14 protein-coding genes and 1 tRNA gene are annotated in these 16,499 nt (G+C 58.4%); 12 read left to right on the top strand and 3 right to left on the bottom strand.

Features of this window, described 5'->3' with window-relative positions; all coding sequences use genetic code 11:
• Positions 1-59: 59 nt before the first annotated feature.
• Together AC559A_RS11225 and ercA are read right to left on the bottom strand one after the other, a co-directional pair.
• Positions 60-1,823, bottom strand: a complete 1,764-nt coding sequence (locus AC559A_RS11225; RefSeq protein WP_498817996.1) for a hybrid sensor histidine kinase/response regulator — start codon at positions 1,821-1,823, stop codon at positions 60-62.
• Complete coding sequence (ercA, locus tag AC559A_RS11220) at positions 1,804-2,973, bottom strand: alcohol dehydrogenase-like regulatory protein ErcA (protein ID WP_498817995.1); 1,170 nt, start codon at positions 2,971-2,973, stop codon at positions 1,804-1,806. The genes AC559A_RS11225 and ercA overlap by 20 nt, the downstream gene beginning before the upstream one ends.
• Before the next feature lie 275 nt (positions 2,974-3,248).
• Here ercA and wecB point away from each other — a divergent pair, with 275 nt between their 5' ends.
• The 7 genes from wecB (at position 3,249) to AC559A_RS11185 (ending at position 12,760) form a co-directional block, all read left to right on the top strand.
• On the top strand, positions 3,249-4,427 hold the full coding sequence (gene wecB / locus AC559A_RS11215; protein WP_498817994.1) for a non-hydrolyzing UDP-N-acetylglucosamine 2-epimerase: 1,179 nt from the start codon (positions 3,249-3,251) through the stop codon (positions 4,425-4,427).
• Between the two features lie 4 nt (positions 4,428-4,431).
• Positions 4,432-6,702 (top strand): glycosyl transferase family protein, encoded by a 2,271-nt coding sequence (locus AC559A_RS11210; RefSeq protein WP_498817993.1) that lies wholly within the window; start codon positions 4,432-4,434, stop codon positions 6,700-6,702.
• Positions 6,699-10,154 carry an NfrA family protein gene (locus AC559A_RS11205; RefSeq protein WP_498817992.1) on the top strand — a complete coding sequence of 1,152 codons (3,456 nt, stop codon included), beginning with the start codon at positions 6,699-6,701 and terminating at the stop codon, positions 10,152-10,154. The genes AC559A_RS11210 and AC559A_RS11205 overlap by 4 nt, the downstream gene beginning before the upstream one ends.
• Positions 10,120-11,193 carry a DUF4434 domain-containing protein gene (locus tag AC559A_RS11200; RefSeq protein ID WP_498817991.1) on the top strand — a complete coding sequence of 358 codons (1,074 nt, stop codon included), beginning with the start codon at positions 10,120-10,122 and terminating at the stop codon, positions 11,191-11,193. Before AC559A_RS11205 ends, AC559A_RS11200 begins: the two co-directional genes overlap by 35 nt.
• A 38-nt stretch (positions 11,194-11,231) precedes the next feature.
• Complete coding sequence (locus tag AC559A_RS11195) at positions 11,232-11,906, top strand: HAD family hydrolase (RefSeq protein ID WP_498817990.1); 675 nt, start codon at positions 11,232-11,234, stop codon at positions 11,904-11,906.
• Positions 11,907-12,365: 459 nt separating this feature from the next.
• On the top strand, positions 12,366-12,584 hold the full coding sequence (locus AC559A_RS11190) for a type II toxin-antitoxin system HicB family antitoxin (RefSeq protein ID WP_028571208.1): 219 nt from the start codon (positions 12,366-12,368) through the stop codon (positions 12,582-12,584).
• Entirely contained in the window at positions 12,581-12,760 is a 180-nt protein-coding gene (locus AC559A_RS11185) for a type II toxin-antitoxin system HicA family toxin (RefSeq protein WP_084031818.1), read from the top strand. Before AC559A_RS11190 ends, AC559A_RS11185 begins: the two co-directional genes overlap by 4 nt.
• 115 nt (positions 12,761-12,875) lie before the next feature.
• On the opposite strand, the gene AC559A_RS11180 is transcribed toward AC559A_RS11185, so the two are convergent.
• A tRNA-Arg gene (locus AC559A_RS11180) sits at positions 12,876-12,951 on the bottom strand.
• Positions 12,952-13,178: 227 nt separating this feature from the next.
• Here AC559A_RS11180 and AC559A_RS11175 point away from each other — a divergent pair.
• The 5 genes from AC559A_RS11175 (at position 13,179) to AC559A_RS11155 (ending at position 16,426) form a co-directional block, all read left to right on the top strand.
• On the top strand, positions 13,179-13,676 hold the full coding sequence (locus AC559A_RS11175; RefSeq protein ID WP_498817989.1) for a hypothetical protein: 498 nt from the start codon (positions 13,179-13,181) through the stop codon (positions 13,674-13,676).
• Complete coding sequence (locus AC559A_RS11170; RefSeq protein ID WP_498817988.1) at positions 13,673-14,878, top strand: tyrosine-type recombinase/integrase; 1,206 nt, start codon at positions 13,673-13,675, stop codon at positions 14,876-14,878. Before AC559A_RS11175 ends, AC559A_RS11170 begins: the two co-directional genes overlap by 4 nt.
• Before the next feature lie 37 nt (positions 14,879-14,915).
• Entirely contained in the window at positions 14,916-15,245 is a 330-nt protein-coding gene (locus AC559A_RS11165; protein WP_498817987.1) for a type II toxin-antitoxin system RelE/ParE family toxin, read from the top strand.
• Positions 15,242-15,526, top strand: a complete 285-nt coding sequence (locus tag AC559A_RS11160; protein ID WP_498817986.1) for a helix-turn-helix domain-containing protein — start codon at positions 15,242-15,244, stop codon at positions 15,524-15,526. Before AC559A_RS11165 ends, AC559A_RS11160 begins: the two co-directional genes overlap by 4 nt.
• A gap of 99 nt (positions 15,527-15,625) precedes the next feature.
• Positions 15,626-16,426, top strand: a complete 801-nt coding sequence (locus AC559A_RS11155) for a hypothetical protein (protein WP_498817985.1) — start codon at positions 15,626-15,628, stop codon at positions 16,424-16,426.
• The last annotated feature ends 73 nt before the right edge of the window (positions 16,427-16,499 follow it).

Genomic DNA, 16,499 nt, shown 5'->3' with positions numbered 1-16,499 from the left:
CATGTGCGTGCTCGCCGACTCCTGAACCACATATTGATTCAAAAAAAGTTTTCGGTCGTTCATCCTTCTTCCTCGTCTCCACTCAACAATCGAGCCAAAACGCTTCGCAACTCGTTCACCGTATAGGGCTTGGCCACCACGGCGTCAAAACCGTATTCCCGATAGTGGGCCATGGCCGGAGCCGTGCTGTAGCCGCTGGAAACCACGGCTTTGAGCAGCGGATCCACGGCCTTCAGCCGCCCGACCGCCTCCGCTCCGCCCATGCCGCCGGGAATGGTCAGGTCCATGATGGCCACGTCGAACACCTGGTTGTCCTCCCGCGCCTGATGCAGCGCCTCCAAGGCCTCTCGTCCGTCCCGGACCAGCGTCACCGTATAGCCGATGTCCTCCAGAATCTCGCCCATGGATTCGCGAATCATATCGTCGTCGTCCATGAAGAGAATATGATGGGCCACCTCAGCGGAGTGAAAAGGCTCACTGGGTTGGCTGTGAGCCGAATCCGTCTCGAACCGCGTGGCGGGCAGGCAAAACATGAACGTCGCGCCCTGTCCCTGCTTGGACCGTACGCTGAGTGTTCCCCCGTGCTTCCGGATGATCGAATAGGAAGTGGCCAATCCGAGGCCACTGCCCTGGGGCTTGGTGGTAAAGTAGGGATCGAAAATTTTGGCCAACGTCTCTTCGGGAATTCCTGGGCCACTATCCTGGATGGTCACGCAGAGATGGTCGCCATGGGGCAAATGCTCTCCGAACGTCGATTCTCCCCCCCCCTTGGCGTGTATCACGTTGCGCACGGTCACGCGCAACATCCCGCCCTCGGGCATGGCCTGAACCGCGTTGATCAGGAGATTGTTCAAAACCTGCGAAATCTGTCCCGAATCAATGTCCACCAGCCATAAATCATCGGGAATGGTCAGCATGGGTTTGACGTTGGTTCCGGCCAGAACCAATCGCAAGGCATCGCCGACCAAACCCGCCATGGAAGTGATCTTGCGCACGGGCTCCCCGCCCTTGGCAAAGGTCAACAGTTGCTGGGTCAATCCTTTGGCCTGCAAGCAGGCGTTTTCCGCGTAGGTCAATTTTTCCAGAATATGATCCGCCTGATTCAAATGCAGCTTGGCCAAGGAAATCTGGTTCATGATCGCCGTCAAAAAATTATTGAAATCATGTGCAATGCCTCCGGCAAGCACCCCAAGAGCCTCCAGATTCTCGGCCCGCTGTAGTTCTTCCTCCATGCGTAACCGTTCGGTGATGTCCCGGGCCACGACCACGGCATAGGGGTCCAGATCGAACCGAACCAGTCGCGAGGAGACTTCCACGGGAAAACATTCTCCATTGGAGCGAATGAACTCCGTGATAATGGACCGCCCGTGCTCGGATTGGTCCATGGTGGAGAGAAACGACTCCAGCCGACGATGATCCTTGGTTGGAAAAAGATCGAAAAAGGAGAGTTCCAGAATTTCCTGGCAGGAGTAGCCGAGCTGGGCACAGGCTGATTCGTTCACGTCCACCATGTCGACATCCGGCATGTCGCCATCCGGCACGCCGGAATCCGTTTCGCGCGAATCCGTTTGGAGCGAATTTGGCAACCGAATCAGAAAAATGCCTTCATTGCTGCCGTCCAGCAGGGTCTTGAAGCGATGCAGCTCCCGCAAGCGCTGCTGCAACTGCGGGTAATAGCTTTTATGGATGGACCCCTCGCCCAGACCGATGATCCGGCGACGCAAGGCATCGCGGTTCGTGGTCGTCCCTTGAGGACCGACGCCCGCATCGCCCTCGGAGAGAAGGACTTCCGGCGGGATGGTTTTATTCAGAGTTTCGGACATACAATCGTTCGATGTCTTCCACGGCGGGGTGGACAGGGTTGGTGACCATGCAGGGATCGCACACGGCCTGCCGGGACAATCCCTCGATATCCGCTTGACTGACGCCCAGTTCTTCCAGGTCCCTGGTCAGTCCGACCTGCTTGCGCAACGCCGTCAGCCCCTGCACCAGCGCCTGGCGTCGCCCCTCGACCTCCAGCCCCCGACAATCCAGCCCCAGGGCTTCAGCCACCCGCAAATAGCGATCCGGAACGGCGTGGAAATTGAAGTCCACCACCCGACTGAGCAGAATGGCGTTGCACTCGCCATGGGGCAGATCCAACAGTCCGCCGAGACTGTGGGCCATGGCGTGGGTCGCGCCCAGGCTGGCGTTGGAAAAGGCCAGCCCGGCATGCAGCGAGGCCAGCATCATTCCGGACCGGGCCTCCATGTCCAGGGGAGCCTCCACCGCGCGCGGCAAATGCGTGCCGACCAGGCGGACGGCCTCCAGGGCGTGCAGGTCTGTAATGGCCGAACTGGCGTTGGACACATAGGCTTCCACAGCATGGGTCAGGGCGTCGTAGCCGGTGCAGGCCGTGAGATGCGGCGACATGCTGACCGTGGTTTCCGGATCAATCAGGGCGATATCCGGAACCATGGCCTTGCTCACGATGGCGATTTTCACCTTGCGCGCCTGGTCCGTGATGATCGCGAACTGGGAGACGTCGGCGGAACTGCCCGCGGTACTGGGAATGCAGATCAAAGGCGGTCCGGGCACGGGGACGTTGTCCACACCTTCAAAATCCAGGATCGGCTTATTATTGACGCAGACGATGCCGACCCCCTTGGCGCAGTCCAGGACGCTGCCGCCGCCCAGAGCGACGATGGCCTGGCAATCCTCCTGAAGATAATACCTCGCCCCCCGCATGACCTCGTCCGCCCGAGGGTTGGGAGAAAGGTCCGAAAAAATGCGATACTCCAGACTCGCCTGATCCAGACTGGCGAGGACGTCCGTGGTCCACGGCAGCCCACCGACCACCTCGTCCACCACCACCAGAACACGCCGCACCGAGAAGTTCCGGGCAAACTGCCCGACAAGCCGACGCGCCCCCACCCCGAAAACAAACTCCGGGGCCACGAATTTCCGCAAATTCTCCATGGAAGCTTGAGACATGCCGCACCTCCAAACCGGGACCGCAAAGCGCCCCCAGCCACGACAACGTGATTGGGAATGGAATTCGAGCCTGAAAAAGGTCTTATCGCAAAAAAAATGAATAATCCAGAGACGACGGTGGAGAATCTCGAAAAATAATACACCGAGCAACAAGATGATATCCGGCCGCTTCTCTCCCTCGCTCCATCTTCTTCGCTAGCGTTTTGTTTCCAAAGCGAATAGAGAAGCTCGCGACAAGCGAATCACCTCCCACCCATCCCCAACCACCATTTCCCATGCCCCAATCCATCGACATCGTTCTCGGTACACGGCCCGAAGCCGTGAAAATGGCCCCTGTCATCGCTGCTTTTCGCGACTTCCCCGATGAGTTCTCGGTCCGGGTGTTGAGTACCGGACAGCACAGGGAAATGCTGACGCAGATCCTGGACTCCTTCGATTTACAACCCGACCGCGACCTTGAAATCATGCGCCCGGGCCAATCCCTGGCAGAGATATCCGCGGACGTGCTCCGCGTCATGGACCAGGAAATCAAAAGCCACCGTCCGGATCTGCTCCTGGTCCAGGGCGATACCAGCACGGTCCTGGCCGCGGCCCTGGCCGCGTTTTATCATCACGTGCCCGTGGGACACGTGGAAGCAGGCCTGCGGAGCCATGACCTCCAAAACCCTTTTCCCGAGGAAGCCAATCGTCGCCTGGTCTCCATCCTGACCGGACCGCACTTCGCGCCCACGGATTCGGCGGCCTTGGAATTGCTGGCCGAGCACGTCCCAGCGGAGAACATCGCCGTCACGGGTAATACCGTGGTGGACGCCTTGCTGCATTTCGCGGACAAACTGGGCCCCCTGGCCCAGGACGTCCAAAGCCGCCTCCAGGGCCGCCGAATGATCCTGGTCACGGCCCATCGCCGAGAATCGTGGGGCCGAGGCCTGGAAAACATTTGCCGGGCCGTGGAAACCATCATCCAGGACCATCCGGACGTGGTCGCGGTATTTCCGGTTCACGCCAACCCGATTGTCCAACAAACCGCGCGCCAAATCCTCGGACACCATGACCGGATCGTTCTGCTCCCGTCTGTTCCGTACCTGGAATTCGTTCGCATGATGTACCAAGCCGAACTGATTCTGACCGACTCCGGAGGCGTGCAGGAAGAAGCCCCTTCATTCGGCGTACCGGTCCTGGTCACCCGCGACGTCACCGAACGCGCCGAGGCCGTGGACTGCGGTCAGGCCCGGATAGTGGGCACGGACCCCCAAACAGTGATTCAAGCCGTCGGCGAGGTGCTCGCCAAGCGGTCCGAGGTTTCCCGAATCATACGCCGGACCGGCAATCCCTTCGGCGACGGCCGGGCATCGCGGCGCATCGTCCTGGCGACCAGGCGTTTTCTGCGCGGAGAACGTCCCTTGCTGCTCCCGGAAGAAACCTTCTTCGGAACCTGTTCCGAGGTTGAGGCATAAGCGCATGCTTCTGGATTTCCTGCCCGTTCTGCTCATCTTTCTGAAGGCCGGCCTGTGGGTCTTCGGACTGGTCTTTTTTCTGAACGGGCTCAGCGATCTGTTCATCGACCTGGTCCGCATCGGCATTGAAGTCTGGCGGCGAGTGTTCATCTTCGGGTTTCGAAAGTCCAAGCACCTCACCGAAGCCGATCTGACGGGCCGCCCCGAACAGTTCATCGCCATAATGATTCCATGCTGGGACGAGTCCGCGGTCATCAGCCGCATGCTGGAAAACTCCATCAAGGTGCTCAACTATTCCAACTACGTCTTTTTCGTCGGTACGTATCCCAATGACCCGGCCACGCAGCGGGAAGTGGACCTTGTCCGGGAACGCTTCGGCAACGTGGAGCGCATCGTTTGCCCCAAGGACGGTCCGACCTCCAAAGCCGACTGCCTGAACTGGATTTTCGAGGGCATCCGCCATTACGAGAAGGAGCACGGCACCGAATTCGAGATCATCGTCATGGAGGACTCCGAAGACATCCTCCATCCCATGCTTCTCAAACTCTTCAATTACCTGATTCCCCGGATGGACATGGTCCAGGTTCCGGTTCTCCCCATGGAACCCAAGTGGTGGCAATTCACCATGGGCACCTACCTGGATGAGTTCGCCACGAACCACTCCCGAGACATGGTCGTCCGGGAGCTGCTCACCGGGAACCTCCCCTCCGCCGGAGTCGGAACGGCCTTTTCCAGAAAATTGCTGCTCGGCCTGGCTCAAAAGAATCAGAATCGCCTTTTCACCATCGGTTCGGTGACCGAAGACTACGACTTCGGCATCCGCCTGGGCGACGTTCCCGGAGTGCGCCAAATTTTTTCACGGGTGGCCTTTGAGCGTACCGTGCAACGGAAAAGCCGCCTGACAGGTCGTGAACGGACGGTCCGCAAGCGGGATTATATCGGCGTTCGGGAATTCTTCCCCAGCACCTTTCGCACCGCGGTCCGCCAAAAATCACGCTGGATTTTGGGCATTACCTTGCAGGCCTGGGAAACCATCGGCTGGGTGGGCGGATTCTGGACCCGGTACATGCTGGCCAGGGACAGGGTTGGATTGATCACCAATCAGGTGAACATGCTGGCCAACATCCTGGTGCCGGTCTATCTGGCCGTCTGGGGCTACGTGTATTTCTTCCCCGACGCCTATCGCTACCCCCCGGTTGTCACCGGCGGAACGATCCTTTTCCATCTGATGCTGGCCAACCTTGGCCTGCTGCTCTGGCAGCTCGGCATGCGGGCCTGGTACGTGGCCCGAACCTATAACATCGCTCAGGCCGCCCTGAGCCCCTTCCGATTGATCTGGGCCAACGTCATCAATTTTTTCGCCACCATCCGGGCCATCAGGCTTTACGTCCGATACCTGCTCACCGGGGCCCCCGTGGCCTGGGACAAGACCGACCACTCCTACCCGAGTGAAGAAGAACTGGTCCGCTATCGGCGCCGGTTGGGCGACTTGCTGCTGGATCGCCGGTTCGTGACCGTGGCCCAGTTGGACACGGCCCTGGAGCGTCAAAAAGCCACCGGTCAACCTCTGGGCGCGATCCTGGAGGACATGGGCGTCATCGAGGAGGACAAACTTTTACAGACCCTGGGGATCCAACTCAGCCTTCAGACTACCCCCGTCGATCCGTATGCCGTGGACAAAGAGGTCATTGCCATGGTCCCCCTCGGCATGGCCCGACGACAACGCCTCTTTCCGGTGGGCCTCTCCCCGAACGGAGGCTTGATCCTGGCCATGGAATCCATGCCGGACTCCGATGAAATCAGACAATTGGCGAGCGACATCGGCCGTGCGGTCGAGTTGCGTCTGACCACCCGCGGCGACCTGTCCTTCGCGATACGCTTTGGCTACGATCGATTGGCACGAGAATCGCATGAAGAGAAACTCACAGCGGAACTCCTCCGTCTGGAACTGCTCACTCCGGAACAACTCGCCGAGGCCCGCAAGAGGCAGCGAAAGGGATACCGGAGTCTCGGAGAAGTATTTACAGCACTTGGACATCTGGACAGAGCCAGTCTCAGCGAACTCAAATCATGCTTGGAGAACGGACGGGACATCGCCCCGGTGGGAACCTGTCTCCTGGAGCGAGGCGTCATAACGCAAGCCCAACTGGATGAAGCCCTGCACTTACAAAACAGAAAGACCAGACAGCTGGAAACAATTCTGACCGACATGGGTGTGATCGATCAGGCAACATTGGAATCTCTTTCGACCCGTATCTCCGGAACCGATGCATGAACCACCTCCTTGTTCGCGTCTTGTTTTTCCTCGGCCTTGTCCTTTTTTTCCTCCCTTGGGCCACGCATGCCGAGGAAAAACTTCCCAGGTTTGAGATCCCTCGGGAACGCGAAGGCGTCATTGCCCGGGAACTCCGCACGAACCGTACCTGGCCGCACCAGGACATGGCCAATCGGCTGCAAGCCAAGGGCGACATTCATGGCGCGGCCAACGAATTGCGGGCGTTGCTGGACATCGACCCCATTGAGGACAACGTACGGCTCCAGTTGATCGTTTTGCTGGAGCAGCTTGGAAATGACCCTGAAATCGTCGAACACGCCGGTCGGATTCTGGAAAACCGACCAAACGCCCTGGTCCCGCTTTTGTATCGGGCCTGGGCACTGGACCGTCTGGAACGCTGGGACGAAGCCCAGGTCGATTTTCAACGGGCCCTGAGTTTGGCGGATATCTCCGAGAAACAACACAACGACATCCTCCTGACCCTGGTCAACCGGGCCATGGCTCGGGAGGATTTCCACCAAGTTCTGGCTCTTCTCGACGGATCAGTCCAGGAAGAGCTTTCGTGGTCACCGAACCTGGTCCGAGGATTCGCCCTTTCCGCTCTCGGTGAGCACGCCCTGGCCCTGGACTCGCTGGAAACAGCCGCAATCCAGGCCAAAACCAGGGAAACCCGCGAACAAGCCCTCGCGGCCGCCTCCGAAGAGGCCATCCATGTGGGGCAATACGCAAGAGCACGATCGCTGCTTCTGCAATCCACCGTGAACCAGCCCCCCCCCAGCCTGGAACCGCGATTGGCCGAACTGGCTCTGCGCGCCGACCTTCCCAGTGAGGCCGCGGAGCACTACCGCCGAGCCGTGGAAGCAGGTGATCAGCAAGCCCGCGAGCATCTCGCGCAGTTGCTTTTCGACCTCGGACAGCTCCAGGAAGCCGAACAACACGCTGAAATCCTCGCAAAGACCACCGACCCGGAAAAGCGCAAGCGGGCCCTGGTCATGCTCGGCGTCATCCGCGAGCGTCTCGGCGACTTCCGAGGAGCGAGTCTGGCTTTTGAGCAGGCCGCCCAAGACGACCTCACTCCGGCATCCTGGGCCACCCTGGGTGCGCTGGCCGTGAAGGAGGAACGCTTTGACATCGCTGCCAGCAATTACGAAAAAGCCTGGAAAGCCGGAGGATTGAAAGATTCCGCCATGGCGGAGATGATCGTCGGGTTCTGGGCCAGGGCTGGACGGATCGACCAAGCCATCGCCACGTCCCTGCAATTGGCCGGCAACACCGATGCCGACCCAAAGGACCGACTTCGAGCCATGGAGTCCGCGGCGCATCTGCAACGTCAGGCCGACAGCCCGAACGCCGCGGCGCTGACCCTGCTCCGCGCCGCGGACTTGCCCGCGGTGGACGCGGAAAAGCGAGCGGACCTCCTGGAACGCGCACAGAGATTGTTTTTGGAGGGCAACAGGCCGGACCAGGCAAGCGACGTCCTGGTCACTCTTCTGGAGGATGCGGCTGACGGACCGGAGCGAGCCGACGTTCTGCTGCGCCTGGCCCGCTTGGAAGAAGTCCGGGCCCTGCCAGGCTGGCCGGAACGAACCGTGGCCTTTCTTGAACAAGCCGAGGATCAACCCGGTCTCCCACCGGAAGAAGCCGCTCGCATCGCCGAATCCTCCGTGGACATCCTCATCGGCCAAGGCGAGCGCATCCGGGCGCTGCAAGCCCTGGAACGCGCCGTGATTCGAGGAGGCGAACAGCCCGGACGCATGCTCCGGCTTGGTTATGCCCTGGCCTCGATGGACCTTTACCGCCGGGCTCGGGACGCCTTTGCCCGGGCGGCCGAGCTTGGCGCCGGAGACATGGCCTGGATCGGCTTGGCCAGATCCTATCAACGCCTTGACCAACCCGGTCTGGCCCTGCACTCGCTCGTCCAAGCCCCGTTCATGCGCAGACAGACGGCTTTGGATATGGATCTGGGCATGTTGCCGAAAGAAGAACAGTACCCTGTGCTGATGCTTTTGGGCTATCTGAGCGAGGCACTTGCCCGCCATGAGTTGGCCGCCGACTGGTACGAACAAGCCCTGAAACTGCAGGACACCCCTGAAACACGCTATCGACTGGCCAGGGCCTCGCTTTCCAGTGGGGACGCGAAATGTGCCGACGACCTGCTTCGCGTTGTGGACCCAGCCGAACTTCCGGAGCACGATCAGCCACCGGGAGTCGTCTTGCTGGCCCGAATCGCCGGGGCTCTCGATCGCCTGGACGAAGCAGAGACTCTTTATCGGGACGCACTGGCTTGGACCGGGAATCGAGGGCATGGCGATGAGCGACTCGCGGAGCTTTGGTTTGAGTTGGGCGGGATATATCGTCGCAAGGAAGATCATCAAGCCGCGGCCAAAGCTTTCGCGCAAGCCGCCAACCTGCACGGAACGCCGGCGATGCTGATGGCCTCAGGCTACGAATTTCTGGGCCTGGACCACCTGGACGAAGCCCGGCCTCTTTTGAGCGAAGCGGCCCTGAACGAGCCGGACTTCCTCGCGGTGCATCAGGATTTGGGCTACATTGCCATGCAACAGGGCGACAACGACGAGGCCGTGGAGCACTTCATGGACGCCATTGACAACGCCCCGCTTCGTCCCATCGAAGATGAGGAACAAGCCCTGGCCGTCGCCGAGGATGTCCGCAGGATGCGGGGGGAATTGCGGGCCTTGCGCAATTCCGTGGATCTGGACTTTTGGCTGACCTACACCTCGGGCAAAACCGGGACCCTCGGCGGACTGGCCGCTCCGGGTCGGGACGTGCTGCGCACGTCGTCCGGGATCGAACTGGGCTGGATTCCGCCGGAATGGGGATTCCAGGATCACCGGATCTTGAAGCTGATCGGACGACTGGGCTGGAGCATGGAGCCGGACAGTTTCCGCGTTCTGGACAACTCCTGGGAAGCGGCCCTGGGTCTGCGCTACAAGCCTCTGAAAGCCTATAATCTGAATTTGGGGTTGGAGCGCCTTTTTTCTCTTTCCGGAGAGGGCGAGGACAACTGGGTCGCCCGGGCCATGCTTTCCCTGTTTGATGACTCGGACCGGATCCGTCCCAATGCAACGTTTTGGAATTACTCTTTCCTGTTCGGGGAAGTCGACGCCTACCTGGAGTCTCCCTCTCGATTGGCCGCCTATGTGGAGGCCCGTCAAGGCTTTAACTGGAAGGTGCGCGACAACCTGATCCTCACGCCGTTTCTGGTGGCCGACGCCAAGTGGTGGTCCTCATCCCGGGCCGACGACGTCTCCTTTTACGAAGGCGGGCTCGGCCTTTCGACCCGCTATCTGTATGACGAGGACAAATACTCCCTGCCCCGTAAAAGCGTGGAACTTCTGATGACCTACAAAGTCGGTCGGGTTTTCGATACGGACAACATCAAGGACGACACAATTGATGCATTTTTCGCGACCCTGCTCTTCCGGTTCTAGGTTTCGAGCCGCATGGTGGGCGCTCCTTGCGAGCCTGGTCCTGGCCTGGGGCGCTCTTCCCGTCCAGGCCGGGACGCCCCCGGCTTTTTCCTCCACGTTTATCCAGATCTGGGACCGTCACGCCGACTGGCCCGAACAGACCTGGGACGCTCTCTGCGCGGACCTAGCGGAGATGGGGGTTCGTGAAATTATCCTCCAGTGGACCCTGGTCACGGAACCGGCATTTTTCTGGCGACTGACCCCGGAGCGACGCATGGACGTTCCCCACGACCGCGTCGATCCCGCTCCCGCCGTGGACCTGATCGTCGATACGGCGAGGCGGCATGGTCTGTCGGTCCGTTTCGGCCTGACTGAAGACCGCGCTTGGTGGGAAAAAATCAAGAATGAAGCCGGACTTGTGGAGGTCTTCCTGAACCGCCTGCTCCAGGACCAGCTTTCCCTGGCCCGGACCTTGGTCGAGCGATACGGCAAGGATCCGGTTTTCGCGGGTTTTTATATTCCACAGGAAATCGACGACGCCACCTGGATCGACCCGGAACGCCTGAACCGGCTCACTAAACATTTGGCCCGGCTCACCGACGGATTGCGCGAACTCTCCCCGGAAGCGGAAGTGACCGTCTCGTGCTTCGCCACCGGACACAACGATCCAGCCGGATTTGCCGCGCTCATGGCCGACCTGGCTCAGTCCGGAAACATCACGGAAGTGCTGTACCAGGACGGCCTGGGTACCGAACGTCTTCTGCACGCCGAGTCAGCGGCATACCTTGAGGCTTTGGCGGCATCCATCCCACGGACCGGCGCGCGTCTTCGCGTCATCGTGGAAACCTTCGCCCCGACGGAAGACGGCCTCGGCTTTATTCCAGCGCCCATGGAACGAATCGAACAACAACTGCTCCAGGCCCAAACCCTCGCGGGCAACGACATCGTGGCCTTCAGCATCCCGGACTATCTCCACCCCTTGGCTGGCAACACCCTCGCCGAGGTTTTGTATACCGACTATGTAACATATCTGGGCATTTCTGGACTGAAACAGGAATGAGCCATGACACACCTCAACGCTCCACCGGAGATGCATTGATGTCCACCGCTCCATTCCAAGGCGTCATCTTCGACCTTGACGGAACCCTGCTCGACACGCTGGAAGACCTGGCCGACGCCATGAACACGGTTTTGGCCGAGCACCACTGGCCCACGCACCCATTGGACGCCTACCGGCGATTCGTCGGCAACGGAGTGACCATGCTGGTCCGCCGGGCCATGCCGGAGGAAGAACGCCGCGAAGATCGGCGGGTCGCGGAGATCGTTTCGGAAATGCGAGAGGTCTACGCCCGCGGATGGGCCAACAAGACCAAGCCGTACCACGGGATCGACCACCTCCTGAACGCCTTGCGGGATAAGAGCGTTCCGATGACCGTACTGTCCAACAAACCCCACGACGCCACCTTGGCCATGGTCGACCACTTTTTCCCGGCAAACCTTTTTCGAGTGGTCATGGGCGCGCACCCGGACAAACCCCGCAAACCCGACCCGACCACGGCCCTGGAGACGGCCGAGCACCTGGGACTGCACCCCGGCGCCATTCTTTTTCTCGGCGACTCCGATGTGGACATGCGCACCGCCCAAGCCGCCGGCATGACCCCGCTCGGCGCGGCCTGGGGCTTCCGCGGCCCTGAAGAACTCCGCGCCGCCGGTGCACGCGTGGTCCTGGGCACCCCAATGGAACTGCTGGAATGGTTGGCTGCTGACTGTTGATCGTGCAGACTAGAACATCAGATATGCCCAGACCACCGGCACCAAGCTGAAAGTGGAGCTCGTTCCAAGGCCTGCGTGAGCACTTTTCCCTTCATCGTGCACTTGCCAACTGGTGCGGATCGGCGCACCCTACCTGCCCTGGCCAGACTGAAGGAGCTTGAACCATGACCATGAGCGGACCCGCCAAAATTTTGTTCATGACCCCGAGTTCATCCGAGAGCGAGCGGCCCTGGAGGATGAATTCACCATAGCTGAAGCCGATTCTCGCAAGGCCGCGTCCAGATGTTTGGGCCGGGAGGACAGAGTTTCATGGCATCCCGACCCAACAACCAGCGACCAGCGAAGTCATCACCCTGAAGCCGCGCAAGGTGTTTGTGTTCCGGCTTTCGAGGAAATTTCGGGGTGAGTTGAATTAGGGCCCTATATCGCGCACTGCAAACAGCGAACCGTGAGGAAATTATGAAAGCTGAATTAACAGCCATCATTGAGCAAGCCCCAGAAGGCGGCTACTGGGCGGTCTGCCCGGAGATTTCCGGAGCCAACGGCCAAGGGGAAACCATTGAGGAAACAAAGGAGAGCTTGCGGCAGGCCATTGAAATGATTCTGGAGGATCGAATGGCGGACATTCTTCGCGGCCTTCCTGCCGATGCTATCCAGGAAAAGGTCATGGTCGGATGAAGCGAAGAGATTTAGAGCGAAGACTGCGCATGGCTGGTTGCTATCTGAAAAGGGAGGGCAGTGCGCACTCATTGTGGATCAACCCCCGCACCGGCGTTGTGGAAGCTGTCCCGAGACATACTGAAGTCAAAGAACCACTGGCTATAAAAATTCTGAAAAACCTCAGCGTTATTTGAGCGTTTCAGAATTCAAAAACATCTTCCACTTGAATCGCCGCAATTGACGCGCAGGTGGGTATGAAAAGACAACAAAAAAGGGCTTACGATTTTCATCGTAAGCCCTTGATTTTCTTGGTGGGCAATGCAGGATTCGAACCTGCGGCCTTTGGCTCCGGAGGCCCAAAACAGCCCCTTTCTTGCCTTTACCCTTCCTTCCTCTTTTTTACTTCCACATACCATAAAGCCAGAACTGGTAAGGCTTTATCCGGGAAAAACGCTTGACCTTTGGGCTTTTCCTTTCTATTTCTTACTCACGTTTTCGGCGGTCATTGTTGGCTTTTTTGTTGGCTTTTTTGTCTGGCCCCGATTCAGCGTTTTCAACGGTTTTCGGAGATCGGCCCTTTCGGTGATGTTGGCTTTTTCAGGAGGTGGAGAGATGAGCGACCGGCGCGTTTACCATTACACAGACATTGCAAACAAGTTGCCCCTGATAATCGGATCAGGTGGATTGATGCCGACAAACACTTTCGCGGAAAATGAGCGGCCCTTGATATGGTTCACGACAAGCCCGGACTTCGAACCCACGGCAACAAGGGGCATATATGACAAGGAAACGGGCGAAACGAAATGGCTTACCGTTCAGGAACAGGAAAAAATGCTAGGGCTTTGTCGCTTCCTGCTACCTGCTACCGATAAGCGATTGATGAACTGGAAAAAGGCTTGTGTATATGCCGGAACCCCAAAGCGGATCAGGGTTGCCCTTGAAAAATATGCGCGGGAAAAAGGAAGCAATACCAAAGACTTTTTCGCGGTTGCACCATTCATCCCCCTGAGCGAACTATCCTTTGAAAGATGGACCGGCCAAGAGTGGTTGAATTGTGACGATGACCTTGCCCGGATCATTGCAGAAAGCGACCTGGAGGCGACCCCATGAGCAGCGACAAGAGCAAGCGACACAAGACCAGATACCCAGGCGTCTATTTCCGTTGGGTTGATCGGCGGCCCGGCCCTGGCCAAGAGAAATCCTTTAGCGTCACCTTTTGGCAGAACGGCAAGCTTGTTGAAGCCCGCGTGGGCAAGCAATCGGCTGGAATGTCAGACAAGCAAGCCCAGATCGAGCGTAACAAGCTGATGACCGGCGAAGCGTTGACCCGGACGGAAGCCAAGGCCAAGGCTGAACAGGAAGCGGAAGCGGCCCGGTTGGCCCTGGAACTGGAGCGGGACCGGCCTACCCTGGCCCGGCTTTGGGAAGCGTACCGGGAACAGAAAAGCGGTATTTCAAGCGAGGCCCAGGACCGGAGCAGGTGGACGCGGTATCTTGCCCCGGCTTTTGGCGACAAGACCCCCCAAGAGATTGTGACCCTTGACCTTGATCGTTTCCGGCTGAAGCTGAAGAAGCAGGGAAACAGCCCCCAGACCGTGAAGCATTGCTTGGCCCTGTTCCGGCGGATCGTGAGGTTTGCGGTATTGCGCGGCCTATGCCCCCCGGTTGATCCCCAGCGGCTTCACCTGGAAATGCCCAGGGTGGACAACATGAAAACCGAATATCTTGACCGGCCCGAGGTTACCCGGTTGATTGCGGCCATGGATCGTTGCGAGGATTGGCGGCCCGTGGCAGTGCTGAAAATTGCCATGTTGACCGGCATGAGGCGCGGCGAAATCCTCAAGCTACAATGGCGCGACCTGGACCTTGAACGCGGGTTTATCGCAATCCGTGACCCCAAGGGCAAGCCCACCACGTTGCCCCTGAGCGAGGCGGCCCAGGACGTGTTCAAGGGCATTCCCAGGCATGAGAGCAATTGTCACCTATTCCCGGCCAAGGACGGCCCCGGCCATTTGGCGGACATGAACCGGCCACTTCGGAAGCTGAAACAGGCGGCAAACCTTCCGGCTGACTTCCGGGTTTGCCATGGGTTGCGACATCATTTTGCCAGTACCTTGGCGAGTAAGGGCGTTTCTCTTCACGTTGTCCAAAAGCTTTTGAACCATTCCGACCCCAAGATGACCATGCGATATTCCCACCTTCAGGATGAAGCATTGCGGAACGGCGCGGCGGCAATGGCGGATGAACTGAACGGCCCGGCAAAAGTGATCGACCTGGAGCAGGCCCGGAAAGCCCAGGAAGGCGCGGCGTAAGCTCGTCCCATTGCCAGTATGAGCAAAAGGTTATATCATGAACACCTGGACATTTGAATTCATCAATGCCGAGGCTGAGGAAGAGTTTCTGGCCCTTCCCATGGACACCAAGGCCCGACTGGACCGGATCATTGACTTGATCACGGAACACGGCCTGGAGCGGATCGGAGCGCCATACGTCAAACACCTGCGAGGCAAGCTTTGGGAACTCCGGGCGCATGGCCGGACCGGGCAGGCCCGAAGCCTTTACGCAACCTTGACCGGGCGGCGTGTCATCATCCTGCGGACATTCACCAAGAAGACGTCCAAAACTCCCGAGAGAGAAATCACCCTTGCACTGGCCAGACTGAAGGAGATTGAACCATGACCATTTCCTATGAACAGACTCGAAGAAAGTTTGCCGATGATCCCGGTTTTATCCGAGAGCGGGCGGCCCTGGAGGATGAATTCACCGTGGCCGATGCCATGATCAGGGCACGGATTGCGGCGGAGCTCACCCAGACCCAGCTTGCCGAGCGCATGGGCGTTTCTCAACCGGCTATTGCAAAGCTGGAATCGGGAAAATCGGTCAGCCTGAACACTCTCAAGCGTTATGCCCAGGCCACGGGGACCAAGCTGAAAGTGGAGTTTGTTCCCAAGGCGGCATGACAAGACTTCCCTTGCCCTAGGCTGGCCCCCGAAAAGCCGCAATCCTGAGCGGGCTGGGCAAGGGATCAATTCAGGAACAACCAGCAGGAAGGTTGACGTATGGGCAAGGACTTTCAAAAGCAGGTGCGGGAGATCATCGAGGAACGCGGATACAAGTTGAGAGATTTTCTTTTGCCTTTGTTCGATGGTACGGACAAGACGGGAACGGTTAACAAGACAATATGGCCAACATGGGAGAAATACCCAGCGGTAAAAGTGGCCAATGTTGTTGTAGAACTGAGAAAGATCATTCCAATACATGAAGAGTTTATGGACTGGACCGGAGACGGTGAAGAGTATTCGCCACCTGACCAAATCATGGGCATGAGATATGATGAAGTGATAAAGACGATTAAACATCTATCCTTGTTGTTGTCTGATTTTTCCAACAAGACAGATCGTAAAAATTCATTATTGCGGCAAGACTTAACGCTTGGTCAGATAGGCTGTATCGACAAGAAACATTGGGAATTATTACAATCAACATGTGATAACATAAAAGAATTGCTACCAGAACTTGAGAAGACCGAGGCCGTGTTTAATGTTGCAAGCATAGGGCGACAATGCCGGTTGCCCTACCGCAAAGGCAAAGGCCAAGACGGGATTTGCAAAACAATGAAGATGGAAGCGGCCCGGCGTATTGCTGAACTGCAAAAGGTTGTACTTGGCGAGCCATTGTATAATGTCGCGGCGGCCATTGCGACAGTATTTGTCATGCCCAATTTATGCAATGCAACGGTTGATCCTGATTCAGTGAAGGTCAGATGTCCCTGCAAAAAGTCAGCGGCAATTATGCGGCCAGCCCCCAGCGATGCCCCTGGTAGGTGTGCTGAAGGGGGCGAACCGGAGCAGTTGAGCTGAAAAGGCGATAAAAAGGTGTCCTGAGAAAGTAATTTGACAGTAATTTGCTCTTTGACATGGCTTCCCGCGTCTT

It is taken from the genome of Desulfonatronum zhilinae (assembly GCF_900182865.1).
GTDB lineage: Bacteria > Desulfobacterota > Desulfovibrionia > Desulfovibrionales > Desulfonatronaceae > Desulfonatronum > Desulfonatronum lacustre.
Note: the sequence above shows the minus strand (reverse complement) of the source record. Positions and strands in the feature narration are given on the sequence as shown.